Source organism: Pantoea sp. GD03673 (assembly GCF_029844725.1).
In the GTDB taxonomy this organism is placed as follows: Bacteria; Pseudomonadota; Gammaproteobacteria; order Enterobacterales; family Enterobacteriaceae; genus Pantoea.
This window is the reverse complement of sequence record NZ_JAOCKJ010000001.1, coordinates 53,534-73,245: the sequence shown is the minus strand read 5'-3', so window position 1 is coordinate 73,245 and position 19,712 is coordinate 53,534. Positions and strand designations below refer to the sequence as shown.

Annotated in this window: 23 protein-coding genes and 1 other annotated feature; of the genes, 8 read left to right on the top strand and 15 right to left on the bottom strand. The window is 54.7% G+C overall.

The window, feature by feature from the left end:
- Nucleotides 1-205: 205 nt before the first annotated feature.
- The 13 genes from N5J69_RS00330 to N5J69_RS00270 form a co-directional block, all read right to left on the bottom strand.
- Nucleotides 206-664 (bottom strand): NlpC/P60 family protein, encoded by a 459-nt coding sequence (locus tag N5J69_RS00330; RefSeq protein WP_013357687.1) that lies wholly within the window; start codon nucleotides 662-664, stop codon nucleotides 206-208.
- Between the two features lie 68 nt (nucleotides 665-732).
- Entirely contained in the window at nucleotides 733-1,482 is a 750-nt protein-coding gene (btuD, locus tag N5J69_RS00325) for a vitamin B12 ABC transporter ATP-binding protein BtuD (protein WP_279767291.1), read from the bottom strand.
- Complete coding sequence (locus N5J69_RS00320; protein ID WP_279767289.1) at nucleotides 1,483-2,028, bottom strand: glutathione peroxidase; 546 nt, start codon at nucleotides 2,026-2,028, stop codon at nucleotides 1,483-1,485.
- A 53-nt stretch (nucleotides 2,029-2,081) separates the two neighbouring features.
- Nucleotides 2,082-3,065, bottom strand: a complete 984-nt coding sequence (gene btuC / locus N5J69_RS00315; protein ID WP_279767287.1) for a vitamin B12 ABC transporter permease BtuC — start codon at nucleotides 3,063-3,065, stop codon at nucleotides 2,082-2,084.
- A 179-nt stretch (nucleotides 3,066-3,244) separates the two neighbouring features.
- Nucleotides 3,245-3,547 carry an integration host factor subunit alpha gene (ihfA, locus tag N5J69_RS00310; protein WP_279767285.1) on the bottom strand — a complete coding sequence of 101 codons (303 nt, stop codon included), beginning with the start codon at nucleotides 3,545-3,547 and terminating at the stop codon, nucleotides 3,245-3,247.
- A 4-nt stretch (nucleotides 3,548-3,551) separates the two neighbouring features.
- Nucleotides 3,552-5,939 (bottom strand): phenylalanine--tRNA ligase subunit beta, encoded by a 2,388-nt coding sequence (gene pheT / locus N5J69_RS00305; RefSeq protein ID WP_279767284.1) that lies wholly within the window; start codon nucleotides 5,937-5,939, stop codon nucleotides 3,552-3,554.
- Nucleotides 5,940-5,953: 14 nt separating this feature from the next.
- The gene (pheS, locus tag N5J69_RS00300; protein WP_279767283.1) at nucleotides 5,954-6,937 is read right to left on the bottom strand and encodes a phenylalanine--tRNA ligase subunit alpha; all 984 of its coding nucleotides are present in this window, start codon (nucleotides 6,935-6,937) and stop codon (nucleotides 5,954-5,956) included.
- 71 nt (nucleotides 6,938-7,008) lie between these two features.
- Nucleotides 7,009-7,134: a sequence feature (Phe leader region), on the bottom strand.
- The gene (gene pheM, locus N5J69_RS00295) at nucleotides 7,085-7,129 is read right to left on the bottom strand and encodes a pheST operon leader peptide PheM (protein WP_106120997.1); all 45 of its coding nucleotides are present in this window, start codon (nucleotides 7,127-7,129) and stop codon (nucleotides 7,085-7,087) included. It overlaps the preceding feature by 45 nt.
- A gap of 118 nt (nucleotides 7,135-7,252) precedes the next feature.
- Entirely contained in the window at nucleotides 7,253-7,609 is a 357-nt protein-coding gene (rplT, locus tag N5J69_RS00290) for a 50S ribosomal protein L20 (protein ID WP_006118956.1), read from the bottom strand.
- A gap of 44 nt (nucleotides 7,610-7,653) precedes the next feature.
- Complete coding sequence (gene rpmI / locus N5J69_RS00285; RefSeq protein ID WP_006118955.1) at nucleotides 7,654-7,851, bottom strand: 50S ribosomal protein L35; 198 nt, start codon at nucleotides 7,849-7,851, stop codon at nucleotides 7,654-7,656.
- A gap of 99 nt (nucleotides 7,852-7,950) precedes the next feature.
- Entirely contained in the window at nucleotides 7,951-8,502 is a 552-nt protein-coding gene (infC, locus tag N5J69_RS00280) for a translation initiation factor IF-3 (RefSeq protein WP_150038015.1), read from the bottom strand.
- Between the two features lie 3 nt (nucleotides 8,503-8,505).
- Entirely contained in the window at nucleotides 8,506-10,434 is a 1,929-nt protein-coding gene (gene thrS, locus N5J69_RS00275; RefSeq protein WP_279767281.1) for a threonine--tRNA ligase, read from the bottom strand.
- A gap of 245 nt (nucleotides 10,435-10,679) precedes the next feature.
- Nucleotides 10,680-11,441, bottom strand: coding sequence for a DUF481 domain-containing protein (locus tag N5J69_RS00270; RefSeq protein ID WP_279767279.1), 762 nt, complete (start codon nucleotides 11,439-11,441; stop codon nucleotides 10,680-10,682).
- 350 nt (nucleotides 11,442-11,791) lie between these two features.
- On the opposite strand from N5J69_RS00270, the gene ghoS reads away from it, so the two are divergent.
- The gene (ghoS, locus tag N5J69_RS00265) at nucleotides 11,792-12,112 is read left to right on the top strand and encodes a type V toxin-antitoxin system endoribonuclease antitoxin GhoS (protein WP_279767278.1); all 321 of its coding nucleotides are present in this window, start codon (nucleotides 11,792-11,794) and stop codon (nucleotides 12,110-12,112) included.
- A gap of 78 nt (nucleotides 12,113-12,190) precedes the next feature.
- A complete protein-coding gene (locus tag N5J69_RS00260) occupies nucleotides 12,191-13,084 on the top strand; it encodes a fructosamine kinase family protein (protein ID WP_279767277.1) in 894 nt (297 codons plus the stop codon).
- Between the two features lie 12 nt (nucleotides 13,085-13,096).
- Here N5J69_RS00260 and N5J69_RS00255 read toward each other — a convergent pair whose 3' ends face one another.
- On the bottom strand, nucleotides 13,097-13,633 hold the full coding sequence (locus N5J69_RS00255) for a YniB family protein (RefSeq protein ID WP_279767276.1): 537 nt from the start codon (nucleotides 13,631-13,633) through the stop codon (nucleotides 13,097-13,099).
- 149 nt (nucleotides 13,634-13,782) lie between these two features.
- On the opposite strand from N5J69_RS00255, the gene hxpB reads away from it, so the two are divergent.
- The 6 genes from hxpB (at nucleotide 13,783) to N5J69_RS00225 (ending at nucleotide 19,095) form a co-directional block, all read left to right on the top strand.
- Nucleotides 13,783-14,451 carry a hexitol phosphatase HxpB gene (gene hxpB, locus N5J69_RS00250; protein ID WP_279767275.1) on the top strand — a complete coding sequence of 223 codons (669 nt, stop codon included), beginning with the start codon at nucleotides 13,783-13,785 and terminating at the stop codon, nucleotides 14,449-14,451.
- Nucleotides 14,452-14,625: 174 nt separating this feature from the next.
- Entirely contained in the window at nucleotides 14,626-15,462 is an 837-nt protein-coding gene (kduI, locus tag N5J69_RS00245) for a 5-dehydro-4-deoxy-D-glucuronate isomerase (RefSeq protein WP_279767274.1), read from the top strand.
- Between the two features lie 17 nt (nucleotides 15,463-15,479).
- Nucleotides 15,480-16,241: a 2-dehydro-3-deoxy-D-gluconate 5-dehydrogenase KduD gene (kduD, locus tag N5J69_RS00240; RefSeq protein ID WP_279767273.1), complete on the top strand. Its 762-nt coding sequence runs from the start codon at nucleotides 15,480-15,482 to the stop codon at nucleotides 16,239-16,241.
- A gap of 139 nt (nucleotides 16,242-16,380) precedes the next feature.
- On the top strand, nucleotides 16,381-16,971 hold the full coding sequence (locus N5J69_RS00235) for a metal-dependent hydrolase (protein ID WP_279767272.1): 591 nt from the start codon (nucleotides 16,381-16,383) through the stop codon (nucleotides 16,969-16,971).
- Nucleotides 16,972-17,122: 151 nt separating this feature from the next.
- Entirely contained in the window at nucleotides 17,123-18,514 is a 1,392-nt protein-coding gene (locus tag N5J69_RS00230) for an L-cystine transporter (protein ID WP_279767271.1), read from the top strand.
- 188 nt (nucleotides 18,515-18,702) lie between these two features.
- Complete coding sequence (locus N5J69_RS00225) at nucleotides 18,703-19,095, top strand: DUF6515 family protein (RefSeq protein ID WP_279767270.1); 393 nt, start codon at nucleotides 18,703-18,705, stop codon at nucleotides 19,093-19,095.
- Nucleotides 19,096-19,161: 66 nt separating this feature from the next.
- Here N5J69_RS00225 and osmE read toward each other — a convergent pair whose 3' ends face one another.
- On the bottom strand, nucleotides 19,162-19,497 hold the full coding sequence (gene osmE / locus N5J69_RS00220; RefSeq protein WP_010245718.1) for an osmotically-inducible lipoprotein OsmE: 336 nt from the start codon (nucleotides 19,495-19,497) through the stop codon (nucleotides 19,162-19,164).
- Nucleotides 19,498-19,712 lie beyond the last annotated feature (215 nt).

The window sequence follows — 19,712 nt, the reverse complement described above, 5'->3', positions numbered from 1 at the left end:
TTTAGCCTTCCACTGGCGTTTGGCAACAGGCGATCACGCTTAAGCCAAATAGCGATGATAAAACACCGGTTATTAGTGGAATAAAACCAGCGCTTATTCGTTAATTAAAAAACGCACCTGATAACGTTCATTTAAAATAATACTTTTACGCTTTGTTTTAACTCTATTTAAAATTGGACTTAAGTCTGATTTAGCGAGCCTGAGATTAAATACGGCGTGCCTGCCAGAACACTTTTCGCCAGTAGACATTGTCGAGGGAAGAGCGGATGACACCCTGGCTGGTGGAGGCATGAATAAAGGCATTATCGGTATCATAAATGCCGACATGTAAGCCATTCTCACCGCGACCGGTTTTGAAAAAAACCAGATCGCCTGGCAGCAGCTCATCTTTGCTGATCCGGGTACCAATATCGCTTTGTGCTGAGGTGGTGCGCGGCAGTTGCAGCGCAAATTTATCGCGGAAGGTCAGATAGACAAAGCCGGAGCAGTCCACGCCGTTACGACTCATGCCGCCATAGCGGTAAGGCGTACCGCGCCAGTGACCGAGCTGATCGTTCAGCTCCGCAATCACGGTGATGGAATCGGAGAGACGGCCATTAATCGGCGGGGCGTGATGACTGCATCCCGTCAGCAGCAGAACTAATATCAGCAAACCCAGGCGCATCGCCAAATGTCCTTATCAGAAGTTGCAACCGGCATAATGTAGCGGTAAAGCCCGCCGGGTAGCAAGTGTCAGGGCAGAACGGTCAGCAGCGTGCGTCCTTCGAGCTCAAGCTGCCGGAAAGCAATCTGGTAGAGCGGCGTCAGGCGTTGCGGCGTCAGAACCGCTGAAGGTTCACCCTGCGCTATCACCTCTCCACCATCCATCAGCCAGACCCTGTCTGCCTGCTGCAGGCTGTGATTGAGATCGTGACTGCTGGCGATAACGCTGATACCCGATGCGCACAGCGCCGCAATCAGATCGTCCACCGCTTTTTGCTGGCCGATATCCAGCGCCGTCAGCGGCTCATCAAGAATGAGCAGACGCCCGTGGGGATTGATGTGAGGATCAATCTGGGCACAGACTGCTGCCAGCCTGACGCGCTGCCATTCCCCGCCGGAAAGCCGGGTCAATGAACGCGATAACTTATCCTGCAGCTGAAGCACCTGCAGCAGCATGCTGAGACGCGCATCGGCCTGCGGCCCCGATGGTTTCAGATGCAGACGTAAGTAGTGCCAGACCGGCATCTGGCTTAGCGGTGCCTGCTGCTGAGGCAGCCAGCCGCGCACCCGTGCAAGCATTGCCCCCTTCCAGTGACACAGCGGCTGTTCGTCCAGCAATACCGTACCGGAGGCGGATTGCAATCCCGCAATGACGCTGAGTAACGTGCTTTTACCGGCACCATTCGGACCCGCAATGTGCAGCAGCTGACCCGCGGCAAGCTCGCCGGTCAGTGGCAGCAGCCGTCCGGGGACGGCTGCATGTTGCAGGCGCAGCAGCATCTATTTTGCCAGCGCCTGTTTAATGGTTTCCAGAATGATGGGGTCTTCCGGCGTCATGTCAGGCGCAAAGCGCTGGATCACGCTGCCGTCACGGCCAATCAGGAACTTCTCGAAGTTCCACAGGATGTCGCCCTGCTCTTTCGGTGCGCGTCCTTTACTCTCCATACGCGCGTAAAAGCCGCTGCCTTCCGGGCGCACCGCGTCAGGCCGGGCCGCAATCAGCCGGGCATAGAGCGGGTGACGCCCTGCGCCATTGACCTCGGTTTTGGCAAACATCGGGAACGTTACGCCATAGGTGGTGCTGCAGAAGGTTTTGATCTCCTCACTGCTGCCCGGCTCCTGCTCCAGAAACTGGTTGCAGGGAAAACCGAGTACGCTGAAGCCCTGATCCTGCCAGGCTTTCTGCAGGTTCTCCAGCTCTTCATATTGCGGCGTCAGGCCACATTTCGAGGCAACGTTGACCACCAGCAGGACGTTGCCCTGCCACTGTGAGAGCGTGGTTTTTTCCCCATCGAGCGTAACCAGTTCAGTCTGATAAATGTTCATGCTTTTTCCTGTTGTGGATGCTGTTGTGGATGCAGCAGAGTAGCCAGCCTGAGCTAGCGCGAAGATTTCACCAGTAGAATAATAAACAGCGGTGCGCCCAGTGTCGCTGTCACGACCCCTATCGGCAACTCCGCTGATGTCAGTGCCAGACGCGCCACGATATCGGCTGCCAGTAGCACAGCCGCGCCCGCCAGCGCCGACGCGGGCAACAGGTAGCGGTGATCGCTGATGCCGCTCAGGCGCAGCAGATGCGGGATCACCAGCCCGACAAAGCCAATAGCACCGGCCATAGCGACGCTGATACCCACCAGCCAGCCCATGGCCAGTACCAGCAGGTTACGCCAGTAGAAGAGTGACAGCCCGAGCTGACGGGCGGAGGTCTCGCCCAGCGCCAGCAGATTGAGAATCTGGCCGGTCGCCCCCAGCGCCAGCATCACCGGCAGCAGCGCCAGCATCATCCAGCCATAGCGCCAGTCAATTCCACTGAATCCGCCCATCATCCAGTACATCAGCTGACGCAGATCGAGGCTGGAACTGAAGTAGACCGCCCAGGTCATGATGGCACTACAGATAATCCCCAGCGCCACGCCGGTCAGCAACAGCCGGGTAACCGATAGCTGACGATGGGCAAAATGCAGCAGGATGAGCGTAATAATCAGCGCACCGGCCATGGCGGCGAGTCCGAGGCTCCACAGCGAGCCACTGCCCAGCAGCACGCCGAGCACCAGGCCGATACCGGCACCGTTCGAGACGCCGAGCAGACCCGGTTCCGCCAGCGGATTGGTAAACAGCGCCTGCATCACGACACCGCAAACCGCCAGTGACGCCCCCACCAGTACCACCGCGAGACTGCGGGGCAGCCGCAACTGCCAGACAAAAAGTCGGCCGCTGTCGCTGAACCACGCGGAGGGCGTAATCCAGCTGTCTCCGGCACAGAGGCTGAGACAGAGCAGTGCAGAGAGCATCAGGGCGAGCACAATCAGCCATTTCTGGCCGCGTTTATCGGCGTGGCGCGCGAACGTGTCGAGCAGGGACATAAGCGGGATTAGCTGAGAAAACAGTGATTTGATTGTAGAGAGATTACTGAAAAAAGAAAGGCTGATGAGACGGCCTGTGATGGGCTGGCGTGGACATTAACGGGCGAGGAAGGCGGGCGTTCTGCCTGCTGAAACCATGAAAAAAGGCCGCTTTCGCGGCCTTTTTGAAACGCTGAAATTCAGTCAGACTCTTTGGGTGTAGCGTTCTCTACGCGGCTTTTCAGCTTCTGTCCTGGACGGAACGTTACTACGCGACGCGCAGTAATCGGAATATCTTCACCCGTTTTCGGGTTTCTGCCAGGACGCTGGTTCTTGTCGCGCAGGTCAAAATTACCAAACCCAGACAGTTTTACCTGTTCTCCATTTTCCAAAGCGCGACGTACCTCTTCGAAAAACAGCTCTACTAACTCTTTGGCATCGCGTTTGCTCAGCCCGAGTTTCTCAAACAGGTACTCTGACATCTCAGCTTTTGTAAGCGCCATAGGTTCAATCCCTCAAGGTTGCCTGGAATCGCTCTTTTAATGCCGCAACGCATTTGCCAACGGTCGCGGCAATCTCCTCTTCTTCGAGTGTCCGGCTGGTATCCTGCAAAATCAGGCTGATTGCGAGGCTCTTGTAGCCCTCAGAAACGCCCTTACCGCGGTACACGTCAAACAAGTTTACGCCAACTACCTGATTTACGCCAACTTTCTTACACTCCGCGATGATATCTGCTGCAGGGACGTTTTCAGCCACGACAACGGCAATGTCACGGCGGTTCGCCGGGAAGCGAGAAATCTCGCGCGCGTCAGGCAGGACGCGGTCTGCGACCTTATTCCAAAGCAGTTCAAAGACTAAGGTGCGGCCATTGAGATCAAGCTTACGTTCCAGCTCAGGATGTACAACGCCGATAAATCCGATATGTTCATCACGCAAATAAATCGCCGCGCTCTGTCCCGGATGCAACGCCGGATTAGCTTCAGCCCGGAAACTAATCTCATCCAGTTTGCCGGTTAAATCGAGCAGCGACTCTAAATCGCCTTTCAAATCATAGAAGTCAACTGTGTGACGCGCCAGATCCCAGTGCTCTTCAACGCGGTTACCGCTGATCACGCCAGCCAGCATAAGATCCTGACGGATGCCCAAATCGGCCTGAGTATCTGGCACAAAGCGCAAGCCGCTCTCAAACAGACGCACACGGCTCTGCTGGCGGTTCTGGTTGTAGACGACAGCACTGAGCAGACCGGTCCAGAGTGACAGACGCATGGTGGACATATCACTGGAGATAGGGCTTGGCAGCAGCAGCGCCTCTTCACCCGGATGCAGCAGCTGCTGGATTTTTGGATCGACGAAGCTGTAGGTAATGGCTTCCTGATACCCTTTATCGACCAGCAGATTTTTAGCCCGTTTCAGCGACAGGCTGGCTTCGCGGTGCTGGGTCATAACCAGACCGGCCTGCACCGGCACATCCGGAATGTTGTTGTAGCCATAGATACGGGCCACTTCTTCAACCAGATCTTCTTCAATGGCCATATCGAAGCGCCAGCCCGGCGCGACGGCCTGCCACTGCCCTTCACCCACGGTCACGTCACAGCCAAGGCGCGTCAGAATGTCAGTGACCTGCTCATCCGCAATCACATGACCAATCAGACGATCCAGCTTTTCACGACGCAGCGTAATCGTGACCGGTACAGGCAAGGCGGCCTGATGGGTCTGATCGATGATCGGGCCCGCTTCACCGCCGCAGATAGACAGCAGAAGCTGAGTAGCACGCTCCATCGCGGTGTGCTGCAGTGCCGGGTCAACGCCACGCTCGTAACGATGTGACGCATCGGTATGCAGACCGTGGCGACGGGCGCGGCCGGTGATAGAGAGCGGATCGAAATAAGCGCACTCAAACAGGATGTTTCGGGTTTCGCCGTTTACGCCTGAATGTTCGCCACCAAAAATACCGGCCATCGCCAGCGCTTTCTGATGGTCGGCAATGACCAGGGTGTCACTCTGCAGGGTCGCTTCCGTGCCATCCAGCAGCGTCAGCGTTTCGCCCTCTTTCGCCATGCGCACCACGATGCCTCCGTCGATGCGGTCGAGGTCGAAGGCGTGCATCGGCTGACCCAGCTCCAGCAGGACGTAGTTCGTGATATCCACAACCGGATCGATAGAGCGAATGCCACAGCGACGCAGTTTCTCTTTCATCCACAGTGGCGTGGCAGCCGCGACGTTGATGCCTTTCACCACGCGGCCCAGATAGCGCGGGCAGGCTTCTGTCGCGTCAACCTGAATCGGGAACGTATCGTTAAGCGTCGCCGCGACCGGCTGCATCTCCGGCACGTTCAGCGACATGCCGTTAAGCACGGCGACGTCGCGGGCGATACCGATCAGGCCCAGACAGTCGGCGCGGTTTGGCGTCACGCTGATCTCAATGGTGTTGTCATCCAGCTGCAGGTATTCACGGATGTCGGTGCCAATGGGCGCGTCGGCAGGCAGTTCAATGATGCCGTTGTGATCGTCGGAAATGCCCAGCTCGGAGAACGAGCAGAGCATCCCTTCTGACGGCTCGCCACGCAGTTTGGCCGCTTTGATTTTGAAATCACCAGGCAGGACCGCGCCTACGGTGGCAACGGCGACTTTCAGTCCCTGACGACAGTTCGGCGCACCACAAACGATATCCAGCAGGCGATCGCCACCGACGTTGATTTTGGTCACCCGCAGCTTGTCTGCATTCGGGTGCTGACCGCACTCCACCACTTCGCCAACCACGACACCGTGGAACGCACCGGCGACGGCATCAACACCGTCCACTTCCAGACCGGCCATGGTGATTTGTTCTGACAGCGCAGTGCTGTCCAGGGCTGGATTTACCCATTCGCGTAACCAGAGTTCACTGAATTTCATTGGATATCCTGCCCTTACTTAAATTGTTTGAGGAAACGTAAATCATTTTCGAAGAAAGCACGCAGATCGGTCACGCCGTAGCGCAACATGGTCAGACGCTCCATGCCCATACCAAAGGCGAAACCGGAATAAACTTCCGGATCAATGCCGACATTGCGCAGCACGTTAGGGTGGACCATGCCGCAGCCCAGTACTTCCAGCCATTTACCGTTTTTACCCATAACGTCCACTTCTGCCGATGGCTCAGTGAACGGGAAGTAGGATGGACGGAAACGAATCTGCAAATCTTCTTCGAAGAAGTTGTTCAGGAAATCGTGCAGCGTGCCTTTCAGGTTGGTGAAGCTGATGTTTTTATCAACAATCAGACCTTCCATCTGATGGAACATTGGCGTGTGTGTCTGATCGTAATCGTTACGGTAGACGCGGCCCGGCGCAATAATGCGGATTGGCGGCTGCTGAGCCTGCATGGTACGAATCTGCACACCCGAGGTCTGGGTACGCAGCAGACGTGTGGCGTCGAACCAGAAGGTATCGTGATCGGCACGCGCCGGGTGATGCGCAGGAATATTCAGCGCATCAAAGTTATGATAATCATCTTCAATTTCTGGCCCGGTCACGACGCCAAAGCCCAACTCACCAAAGAAGGTCTCAATACGATCCATGGTGCGGGTGACCGGATGCAGACCGCCATTCTCAATACGGCGACCCGGTAGAGAGACATCAATGGTCTCTTCAGCCAGACGGGCATTCAGTACTGCTGCTTCCAGCGCATCTTTGCGCGCATTCAGGTGCTCGGTAACCTGCTGCTTCGCGTCGTTAATCACGGCACCCGCTGCAGGGCGCTCTTCTGCTGGCAGCTCGCGTAATGTGGTCATCTGCAGTGTCAGATGTCCTTTCTTACCCAGGTATTCGACGCGCACCGCGTCAAGGGCGGCGATATCCGTCGCCCCGTCGATAGCCGCCGTGGCGCTGGCCACCAGTTCTGCGAGTTGGGACATAGTTTCCTCTTTTTCCAGTCAGGCTGGTCAGTTCTCGTTGGGACCTGCCGGTCCAATATGCTAGCGCCAGAAACAAAAAAGCCTCCACGAGGGAGGCTTTCAGCGCGATTTTTCGTTTCTTCTCTTATGCGCAAAAGCCCCCGAATGTCAGGCGCTAAAGTAAAAAAAGAAACGGAAAATAGCAGCATTCATGCTTGCGGTTACCTTGTCATGCTATACATGGGGGTCTATTGAAATGCTCAGCGACGAAAATGTCAATCTTTTGCGTAGGTTACAGGCGATAAAAAAGGGAGCAAGCTCCCTTTTCTATCTGACTTACGCCAGGGCTGATTTCGCTTTTTCGACCAGTGCAGTGAATGCCACTTTGTCGAATACTGCGATGTCGGCCAGGATCTTACGGTCAATCTCAATGGCTGCTTTTTTCAGACCATTGATGAAACGGCTGTAAGACATGCCGTTCTGACGTGCCGCTGCGTTGATACGCGCGATCCACAGCTGACGGAACTGACGCTTACGTTGACGACGGTCACGGTAAGCATACTGACCAGCTTTGATAACAGCCTGGAAAGCAACACGGTAAACACGTGAACGTGCACCGTAATAGCCTTTAGCTTGTTTTAAGATTTTTTTGTGACGTGCGCGAGCAACTACACCACGTTTTACACGAGCCATTTAGCTCTCCTGTTTAATATTCTGAATGAATGAAAAAAATTTACTTATGCGTACGGCAGGCAGGCAACAACCAGGCCCAGATCGCCTTTTGACACCATGCCTTTAGGGCGCAGGTGACGTTTACGCTTAGTAGATTTCTTAGTCAGAATATGACGCAGGTTTGCGTGTTTACGCTTGAAGCCGCCAGAAGCGGTCTTCTTGAAGCGCTTAGCCGCGCCACGTACAGTTTTAATCTTTGGCATTTTAAAAATATCCACTTCGCATTGTTAATAACATGACCCAGACAGGCGAACAAATAACCGCACAGCGCGAACGCTGCGCGGCAGATGCTACTTGAAAGCCTACTGTTTCTTCTTAGGAGCGAGCACCATGATCATCTGGCGGCCTTCGATCTTCGAAGGGAAGGATTCGACAATGGCCAAATCCAGATCTTCACACAGGTCTTTACGGACGCGGTTAAGCACTTCCATACCGATCTGCTGGTGCGCCATCTCACGACCGCGGAAACGGAGCGTGATTTTGGCTTTATCGCCATCTTCCAGAAAGCGAATCAGGTTGCGTAGTTTGACCTGATAGTCGCCATCATCGGTTCCAGGACGGAATTTAATTTCCTTAACCTGAATAACTTTTTGCTTCTTCTTCTGTTCCTTAGAAGATTTGCTTTTTTCATAGAGGAACTTGCCGTAATCCATAATACGGCAGACCGGCGGTTCGGCATTCGGGCTGATTTCGACTAAGTCGCCGCCCGCTTCCTCGGCTTTTTCCAGAGCTTCGCGTAATGAGACAATGCCAATCGGCTCGCCATCCATGCCCGTTAAGCGCACTTCAGTTGCGCGGATTTCACTGTTAATTTTGTTCGGACGCGTCGGTAGTACTCGTTTTCCGCCTTTAATACTTTATTCCTCCAATTGGTGAAGATTTCGGCTGCGAACCTCTTGTTGCAATTTCTCAACAAACAGATCGACATCCATCGACCCCAGGTCTTTACCACGGCGGGTGCGAACGGCAACTTTGCCAGATTCCACCTCTTTATCACCGCAGACCAACATATAAGGGACGCGACGTAATGTGTGCTCGCGGATTTTAAAGCCTATCTTCTCATTTCTCAAGTCTGCCTTCACACGAATGCCAGCATTCTGCAGCTTACGCGTCAAAGACTCAACATATTCCGCTTGTCCATCGGTAATATTCATTACCACAACTTGCAGCGGTGCCAGCCAGGTCGGGAAGAAACCGGCGAATTCTTCGGTAAGAATACCGATGAAGCGCTCCATTGATCCCAGAATTGCACGGTGAATCATCACTGGCGTCTGACGATCGTTGTTTTCACCCACGTAGGTTGCTTCAAGGCGTTTTGGCAGAGAGAAGTCTAGCTGAACGGTTCCGCACTGCCAGGCGCGATCAAGACAATCGTACAACGTGAACTCAATTTTAGGACCGTAGAACGCGCCCTCGCCCGGCTGGAACTCAAACTCAATATTGTTTTCGTTCAGCGCGGCGGCCAGATCTTCCTCAGCACGATCCCACATGTCATCTGTACCAATGCGCTTCTCAGGACGGGTGGATAACTTCACCACAATCTTTTCAAAGCCAAAGGTGCTGTACATGTCGTAAACCATGCGGATACAGCTGTTAACTTCGTCACGCACCTGCTCTTCAGTACAGAAGACGTGTGCATCATCCTGAGTAAAGCCACGAACGCGCATCAGACCGTGCAGTGCGCCTGATGGCTCATTACGGTGACAGCTGCCGAACTCGGCCATACGCAGTGGCAGGTCACGGTAGGATTTCAGACCCTGATTGAAGATCTGAACATGTCCAGGGCAGTTCATCGGTTTGATGCAGTATTCACGGTTCTCAGAGGAGGTAGTGAACATCGCTTCTTTGTAGTTTTCCCAGTGCCCGGTTTTTTCCCACAGGACACGGTCCATCATGAACGGACCTTTAACTTCCTGGTACTGGTACTCTTTTAACTTGCTGCGGACAAACACTTCCAGCTCGCGGAAGATGGTCCAGCCGTCATTATGCCAGAAGACCATACCCGGTGCTTCTTCCTGCATGTGGTAGAGATCCAGCTGCTTACCAATCTTACGATGGTCACGCTTCGCCGCCTCTTCCAGACGCTGCAGATAGGCCGCCAGCTGCTTTTTGTCTGCCCATGCGGTGCCATAAATACGCTGCAGCATTTTGTTGTTGCTGTCGCCGCGCCAGTAGGCACCGGAGATTTTCTGCAGTTTAAAATGATGGCAGAACCGCATGTTCGGCACGTGCGGACCACGGCACATGTCGACATATTCTTCGTGATGATACAGGCCAGGCTTATCGTCATGGCTGATGTTTTCATCAAGAATGGTGGTTTTGTAAATTTCGCCGCGCGCCGCAAAGACGTCGCGAGCTTCCTGCCAGCTGACTTTTTTCTTCACCACATCGTAGTTGGTCTCAGCCAGCTGATGCATGCGTTTTTCCAGCAGGTCGATATCTTCCTGGGTCAGGGTACGATCGATATCGACATCATAATAGAAGCCGTTATCAATGACCGGGCCAATCGCCATTCTGGTATCCGGCCACAGCTGCTTAATGGCGTGCCCTAACAGGTGCGCACAGGAGTGACGGATGATTTCCAGACCGGCTTCATCTTTAGCTGTGATAATCGCCACGGCGGCGTCTTCGGTGATGGGATCAACCGCATCAACCAGTTCACCGTTAACACGGCCAGCGATACAGGCTTTCGCCAGACCCGGACCGATGTCCAGCGCAATATCCATCACACTGACAGGGCGGTCAAACACGCGCTGGCTGCCATCAGGAAGCGTAATTACAGGCATTTCTAATCCTTATTTGCAGTGGTAGGCCACACGAAAGCCTACATGCAACGTCATGTAAAATGGGTGACCTGGCGTAACATCAGACCCACATTGTCGGAATGCCGCCAGGATTGCCGTGCGGGGCAGATGATAGCAGTTTTCCTGGTGGAGAAAAACCATCCCCTTTTCGCTAAGCCATGGAGAGATCAAAAAAAAGCGGCCTGACTGATGTCAGGCCGCCGGGCAGACCACAGGTTAAAATGCGCTTACATCGCGTAAGAGAGCATGACCGAGGTTTTGGTATCGGTACGATCCGGCGCAGAGGCAGGCGGATTGTTATTCCAGGTGACGTTGTAAGCCAGTTTCAGCGCGAAGTGGCTGTTAATTGCCACCTGCAGACCGGTTTCGGAGTTCACGGTGGTATCTTCACCGAAGCTGCTCAGCACAGAAACACCCTGAACAAATTTGGTGGTGTCAGTGAGCTGCCACTGATAGCTGACCGCGCCATAGCCCAGCGCTTTGGTTTCGTGGCCGCCATCGTGGAAATCGTCATAGCGCACACCCGGACCGAATTCCGCACGCAGTGAATGCACCGGCCCGTTCAGAATCTGACGACCGTAACCGGCAGTCAGGACGTCACGCGAATCGTAACCATTGAAACGATCGCTTAACCAGCTCGCCTGACCAAACAGGTAGTCATAGTTGCTGACGTTGTAACGTGAACGACCGCCGATGTTGTAAGTCTCAGAAGAGCGTTCATCGTTTGAGGAGGTGTTCGCTGCGTTACCCCACAAGCTGTATGCCATAGATGACTGATACCAGGTCATGTTGGTCTGCGCAGTCAGTGATGAACTGGTGGTGTTACCGGTTTGCGCCAGGTATCCCGCAGCAGCAGAACCTTCAAAGGGCTTTTTCGCCGTGGAAGGGTCATCCATTGAGGTGAATACGGCGTTATCGGCCAGTGCCTGGTGGCAAAATGCTCCGGCGGAGAGCAGAAGAACAGCAGACAGCTTGTTATAGGCTTTCATTAAATGTGATCCGTGCGACAGTTTAAAAAACAGAGAGTCTGAAGCGTTTTGCCCGGCGTTCAACGCAATTTACGGTAAGTTTTGTAAAAAATTATTAACTTACACAAAATGCCTGGAATCACCCTGACAACCCATGTTAATTGGGACTCATCTTATTAACGTCGCGCATTATAGTGCTGCCCGACTGAAAAGCCAGCCGTTACGACAGAAGATTTTTACATCACGGGCAAGGCCCCTGACACTGATTTACGCTATGCGTCACGACAGACATCCAGCATCTCCTTCATAATTCGCCTGAATTTTCACCATGGTCTACGCTCAGTTCAGTTTCTCTTTCCCGGAGGTGCCCAATGAGCAACACTGACTTAACCCGCTATATCGTGACCTTTCATTATCAGGAGTCGGGATTAAGTGACATCCTGGAGCTAACCAGCGCAATGACCGCCGCAGGTTTTACCACCACGCTGGCGGATGAAAACGGCCATCCCCATGAACTGGGCACGAACAGTTATGGCATTGTCAGCACGCTGGACGCTGACGATCTGCGACAGCAGGTTACCGCAGCCGGTGAAAATGCACTGGGTCAGAAGCCTGATGTGACGGTCATGACCTTCGAAGAATATCTGCGGGACACCGCCAGTCATCGCCCCGCCACCCCAGCGCCAGAATAAAAGGTGCAATCACGCTGGATTTGGTGAATATTCAGGCATCAGCATCGGACTTACGCAGCGAATAACGAGGATAGCCCTATGTGGTCAGCCATTAGTCGTCTGTTAAGCGAGCAGTTAGGTAACGCCGAAATCACGCAACGTCACGCCCTTGCGGGTGGCGATATCCATCCCACCTGGCATATTCGCTACGGTGATCACGATGTCTTTGTCAAAAGCAACAGCCGCGAGATGCTGTCGCTTTTTACATGGGAAGCCGATCAGCTGGCCTTGCTGGCGCGCACCGGCACGGTTCGTGTGCCAAAAGTGTATGGTGTGGGTCACCATCGTGAGGAGAGCTTTCTGTTACTGGAGTACATCAGGCCACAGCCGCTTGATGAGCAGAGTGCATATCAGCTGGGTCAGCAACTGGCGCACCTGCACCAGTGGAGCGAACAGACGCAGTTTGGCCTTGATTTTGACAACAACATTACCACCACGCCCCAGCCTAACAGCTGGCTGCGACGCTGGTCGGTCTTTTTTGCCGAGCAGCGCATCGGCTGGCAGCTGCAGCTGGCGGCGGAAAAGGGGATTCAGTACGGGGATACTGAGCTGATTATCGCCTCCGTACAGCGGGTGCTTGCGTCACATCATCCGCAGCCGTCACTGCTGCATGGCGATCTCTGGCCCGCTAACTGCGCCAGCAGTGGCGGGGGGCCCTGGCTGTTCGATCCCGCCTGCTACTGGGGCGACCGCGAGTGCGACTTAGCCATGCTGAGCTGGTACCCTGACCTGCCGCGCCAGATCTACGACGGCTACCAGGCTGTGTGGCCATTACCGGACGGTTTTTCGCAGCGTCTGCCGGTCTACCAGCTCTACTATCTGCTGAACCGGGCTAACGTTTTTGGCGGGCACTGGCCCGGCGATGCACAGTTTGCCATTGGTCAGTTGCTGGATGAGGATGCGCTCGGTGCCCGTCAGGCCAGACCGGCCTGACGGCGTTCACGGTCAGAGAAAGCCGAGCAGCGACAAGACAAAATACCCGGCTATCGCAATCACGACCGGCAGGATGTAGAGCGGAAAGATTTGCAGAAAGATGGTGTGGCGAGGTACGCGCACCTTCTCTTCCAGTTGCTGACGGCTGCGTCCTTCACTGCCCTTTGCCTGCTCCAGAATCATCTGATCCTCAATGCCCTCTTTGACGTGACGCGCCTGGCGTCCCATCCGTGCGCCTGACGACTCCAGCGCCAGCCCGACAAAAATCAGGATATAGATTAGCCAGAACCCCAGGTTCATCTGACCATTAAATTCCGGTACGGGTGAGTTATGCCAGAAAACGTTCAGGAACGGCGTGTTAAAACGCAGCATATCGACGATGACATGAACGAAATCAAGCATAACCGCGTCGATGCCCGGCTGCTTTTCACTGTGCTTAAACATAAAGCTCAGCACAGAAATAATGGTCGACAGCAGCGCAACCAGAAAGAGCACCCAGCCTGCCACTCGCTTAAGGATGGCGATGCGGCCAGCCTGTTGATAGGTCATAATATCTCCTGAACCCGAAATCCGATTTGCCGTAAGTCTACCTGCCAATGAAGAAATTTCCCAAATAAAGCGTGGCCAGCCGCGTGAAACGTGCGTCAGCGGCGAATGATGTTATGGTAAAGCCGACTTTAATTATAAGGAGACCGCTGATGACCTGGCACCGCCCTGTCCTTGCTGCCCTGTTTGATATGGATGGCTTACTGATCGACTCAGAACCACTGTGGGATCAGGCTGAGCTGGATATCTTTTCAACGCTGGATGTTGACCTGTCACGTCGCAGTGAAATGCCCGACACGCTGGGTTTACGCATCGATCAGACGGTGCGGATGTGGTACGAAACGATGCCGTGGCAGGGTCCCTCGCAGCAGGTGGTCACGGAGCGGATCATTGCGCGCGCCATGACGCTGGTGGATCAGACGCGTCCCCTGTTGCCTGGCGTGGAAACCGCGCTGCAACTCTGCCGGGAGCAGGGGCTGAAAATCGGCCTGGCCTCCGCCTCGCCGCTGATGATGCTGGAACAGGTGCTGGAGATCTTCAACCTGCGCCACTATTTTGATGTGCTGGCTTCAGCAGAAGCACTGCCCTACAGCAAACCCCATCCACAGGTCTACCTTAACGCCGCCAATGGCCTGGCGATCGATCCCCTTAACTGCGTCACGCTGGAAGACTCGTTTAATGGCATGATCGCAACCAAAGCCGCCCGTATGCGGTCGATTGTGGTACCCGCCCCTGAACATCGTGACGACCCGCGCTGGGCGCTGGCGGATGTCCGGCTGGACGATCTGACACAGCTTAACCTGCAGCATCTGCAGGGATGATAAACAGCCCGCGCACAGCGGGCTTTTTTTTGCCCGTGACATCTGCCAGTTGATCTACCCCTCAAAAAATAAAACAACGTTTCATTTTTATTGAATTCCCATCCCGCTCTGCCTAAGATGCCCGAAGCGTCCCCATTCGGGGCATGAATAACCTGACCTGCAGAGAGGCCTGAGATGGACGTTCGTCAAAGCATTCATAGCGATCACACTAAACAACTCGACACTGACGCGCTGCGCCGCGAGTTTCTGATTGAAACGATATTTTCCGCTGACAATTACACCCTGACCTACAGCCACATCGACCGCATTATTATTGGCGGCGTCATGCCGGTTAATAAGCCCGTCACCATCGGCGATGAGATGGGAAAACAGCTGGGTGTCAGTTACTTTCTTGAACGCCGCGAGCTGGGCATGATCAATATTGGCGGTCCGGGCCTGGTAGAGGTCGACGGTAAAGCGTGGGAAATAGGTCATGAAGAAGCGCTGTACATTGGCAAAGGCGCACGCAATCTGCTGTTCCGCAGCCTGAATCCGGCCCAGCCCGCCAAATTCTATTACAACAGCGCACCGGCACACAGCACCTTCCCGGATAAGAAGATCACGCTGCAGGAAGCAGCAACCACCACCCTGGGCGATGCCGCTACCGCCAATCGTCGCACCATCAACAAATTCATCGTGCCGGATGTCCTGCCCACCTGCCAGCTCACCATGGGCTTAACCAGACTGGAGGAAGGCAGCCTGTGGAACACCATGCCCTGCCACACCCATGAACGGCGCATGGAAGTCTATTTCTACTTCGACATGAGCGAAGAAAGCGCGGTTTTCCACATGATGGGAGAACCCCAGCAAACCCGCCATCTGCTGGTACATAACGAGCAGGCGGTCATCTCACCCAGCTGGTCAATTCATGCCGGTGTCGGCACCCAGCGTTACACCTTTATCTGGGGCATGGTGGGTGAGAATCAGGTCTTTGATGACATGGACCACGTCAAAATCAGCGAACTGCGTTAAGCAGAGGAGAAGCATAAATGGTACTGAACACGTTTGATTTAAAAGGCAAAGTGGCAATGGTGACCGGGTGTAATACCGGCCTGGGTCAGGGTATGGCTCTGGGACTGGCTCAGGCTGGCTGCGACATTGTCGGCGTCAACCGTTTCGAGCCTGATGAGACGCAACGTAAAGTTGAAGCACTTGGCCGCCGTTTCTGGTCGGTGTCGGCTGATCTGATGCGTTCTGATGTTGCCTCGCAGGTTGTTGAGCAGGCTGTCGCAGCCGCGGGCAGAATTGATATCCTTGTCAACAACGCCGGGATCATCCGTCGCGAAGATGCACTGAACTTCAGCGAGCAGGACTGGGATGATGTGATGAACATCAACAGTAAAACGGTCTTTTTCCTGTCACAACAGGTGACGCGGCAGTTTATTGCTCAGGGTAACGGCGGCAAGATTATTAACATCGCGTCTATGCTGTCGTTCCAGGGCGGCATTCGCGTGCCTTCTTATACCGCGTCAAAAAGCGCAGTGATGGGTTTAACCCGTCTGATGGCGAACGAGTGGGCGAAGCACGGCGTGAATGTGAACGCGATTGCACCAGGCTACATGGCTACCGATAACACCGAACAGTTGCGCAAAGATCAGGCCCGAAGCGAAGAGATTCTGGGCCGTATTCCGGCAGGACGCTGGGGTGTGCCTGATGACATGATGGGCCCGGTGGTCTTCCTGGCCTCTTCCGCGTCCGACTACGTTAATGGCTATACCCTGGCGGTAGATGGCGGCTGGCTGGCACGTTAATCTTCCTGGCGGACAGTGATTAATCACTGTCCGCCCTGTTAAAAAATTCACGCTTCGTTACAGCGTCACATGTTCTCATTTACTGGATAAATCCCTATACTGGATGCATTGACAGTTTTCTTTGCAACCAGGTTCTCTCATGACGGGCGAAGGCCACATCATTTTTGCCATTGCCAGCGCTATTTTTGCCAAACGTGCTGAACTGACACCCGTGCTGGCGCAGGCCGACTGGTGGCATCTTGTTCCCTCAGCCCTGCTGACCTGTCTCTTGCCCGATATCGATCATCCCAAATCTCTGCTGGGACAGCGACTGAGCTGGCTTTCTCATCCGATTGCGCGCGCATTTGGTCATCGGGGCTTTACCCACAGTTTACTGGCGGTGGCCGCGGGTTTGTGGCTTTTTCAGATTAACCTGCCGCAGTCATCGCCGATACCGCCAGATGTACTGCAGGGTCTGACGCTGGGCTATCTCAGCCATATTCTGGCCGATATGCTGACGCCAGCCGGTGTACCGCTGCTGTGGCCCTGCCGCTGGCGCTTCCGTCTGCCGATTCTCCGCAGCCAGAAAGGCAATCAGCTTGAGCGGGCATTGTGTCTGGGACTGGTGGGCTATGCGCTGTGTTTCCCGGCAGGCATGCCATCTTTTGGTGCAAACGGCTGGCCGGCTCAGCTGTTTGATACGCTACAAAATGGCGTCGGACGGTTGATTTCCAGCCATACTGCGCAATAACTCAGCGAAAAACGCCATTAAGTTATAAACCATGCCATTTGGATATAAGGCCCCCTCTCTGCCTGCTGTTACCATTCCTGCTGTCTTAATTCGTGATTAACATTATGCGGCTTTCCCTGCTGGGAAGGCCGCATTACTCTGGAGTTTCAGTATGGACCTTCCTCTTACGCTCAATATCGCCGCCTTTGTCGTGCTGCTGGTATTGCTCTCCCGCTTCAGCCGCCGGAACTGGAGCCTGTCGAAAAAAGTCCTGACCGGTCTGGTGATAGGCGTGCTGTTCGGCCTGGTGTTGCAGTTGATCTACGGCGAAAACAGCGCAGTCGTAAAAACGTCTATCAGCTGGTTTAACATCGTCGGTAATGGCTATGTCCAGTTGCTGCAGATGGTGGTCATGCCGCTGGTGTTCGTATCCATTCTGAGTGCTGTTGCCCGCCTGCATAATGCCTCGTCGCTGGGGAAGATCAGCGTACTGACTATTGGCGTGCTGCTGTTTACCACCGCCATTTCGGCGCTGGTCGGCGTCTTTGTGACCGGCCTGTTTGGCCTGAGCGCAGAAGGTCTGGTGCAGGGCGTGCAGGAGACCGCGCGTCTGAGTGCCATCCAGAGCAATTATGTCGGCAAGGTCTCTGACCTGAGCGTGCCACAACTGGTGCTCTCCTTTATCCCGAAAAACCCGTTTGCCGATCTGACCGGAGCCAATCCAACGTCGATTATCAGCGTCGTCATTTTTGCCGCTTTCCTGGGTGTGGCTGCCCTGCAGTTGCTGAAAGATGATCAAGAGAAAGGGCAGCGCGTGCTGGTGGCGATTGACACGCTGCAGTCGTGGGTCATGAAGCTGGTTCGTCTGGTGATGAAGCTGACCCCCTATGGGGTGCTGGCGCTGATGACCAAAGTGGTTGCCGGTTCAAATCTGCAGGACATCATCAAGCTGGGCAGCTTTGTGGTCGCCTCTTACCTCGGTCTGGCCATCATGTTTGGTGTTCACGCCCTGCTGCTGTCGGTCAATGGGATCAACCCGCTGCGCTTCTTCCGTAAAGTGTGGCCGGTTATCACCTTCGCCTTTACCAGTCGCTCCAGCGCGGCCAGCATTCCACTGAGTGTTGAGACCCAGACCCGTCGTCTGGGTGTGCCTGAATCCGTTGCCAGCTTCGCTGCTTCCTTTGGTGCCACTATCGGCCAGAACGGCTGTGCTGGTCTCTATCCGACCATGCTGGCAGTAATGGTTGCGCCAACGGTCGGCATCAACCCGTTTGACCCGCTGTGGATTGCGACGCTGGTCGGCATTGTCACGCTAAGCTCGGCAGGCGTTGCCGGTGTTGGCGGTGGTGCAACCTTTGCCGCGCTGATTGTTCTGCCTGCTATGGGTCTGCCGGTGACGCTGGTGGCGCTGCTGATCTCGATTGAACCGCTCATTGACATGGGGCGTACGGCACTGAACGTCAACGGTTCCATGACCGCCGGTACCCTGACCAGCCGCTGGTTAGGTCTGACCGATAAGCGCGTGCTGGAAAGTGACGACAACGCCGAGCTGGCGCATCGTTAATCTGCTGTAAACCTGGCGCGCCCGCGCCAGGTTATTCCCGCCCTTCTTCTCCATAATCCCCCTTGTTGATGGCGATGCCGTTAAGAAAGCGTTAAGCATGGTAAACAGGCGAAAAATCGCCGCTTTAGTGCTTGTCTTTACCCGGTAAAAAGCGAATTCTGCATCCGGTCTTATGAGGAGGACATCCGATGAAAAAAATTATTGCCTCGCTTCTGACGCTGGCGCTGTTGACGCCCGCGCTGGCCTTCGCCCACCCTGGCGACTGGGGCCCGCAGGGTGGATGGGGTCGGCATGGCGGCCCCGGACCACACTGGGGCGGACCCGGCCCGGTGCGTTTTTTACCTGAAGCCGCGACTGCAGTGCTGATTGGCGGACTGACCTACTACCTGCTGAACGGCAATTATTATCAGCGTCACGGGGAAGAGTATGTGGTGGTCGAGCCGCCAGCAGAGTCGCGGGTCAGCGGTGAAATGCGGGTACTCGATTTCAACGGCAAGCGTTTCTATGTGCAGGACGGCCACTACTACCAGCGGCAGATAGACGGTGACTATGTCGAGGTGCCGCGCCCGGCAGGATTGTAGTCAGCGCCACAACGAAAAACGGCCCGTCATGATGACGGGCCGTTTACTATTCAGAGGTGCGATGACTTACTGCTGAACCTGCGGATCGGTGTCATATTCTGCACAGCTCTGGAAGCCGTAGTTCATCACACGGCCAGTGTCGTTATAGCTCACGAAGTAAGTCTGTGCTTTACCGTCGCGCTGACCCAGCACATAAGTCTGGCAGGTGCCGCGCGCGTGAACCATGGTGATTTCAGTAGACGGCGTTCCGGCAATCTGACGAACCTGATCGCGGGTCATGCCTTTTTTAACATCCTTAACCACTGGCTTAGTCACGTAGCTTTCAGCACGATCGTAAGTCGTACAACCAGACAGTGCAGCCAGCGTCAGCGCCGCAGCGATACATCCCATCACTTTATTCATCTTGTTGTTCCTCGTTTATTATCCATGTGGAAACAAGCCTGGAACATAAATGCTGATTTATCAAGTTTATGACGAACAATTCATGGCACGATAAACGTCAGGATTTCGTAAAGAAGGCTGTTTTGCTGTCAACGCAGACGTATACTTCCCCGCAAAACAGGCCCCCGCTGGCGACCCGTTTTCAGACTCATCGGCCATCATCTGCGAGGGCGTTG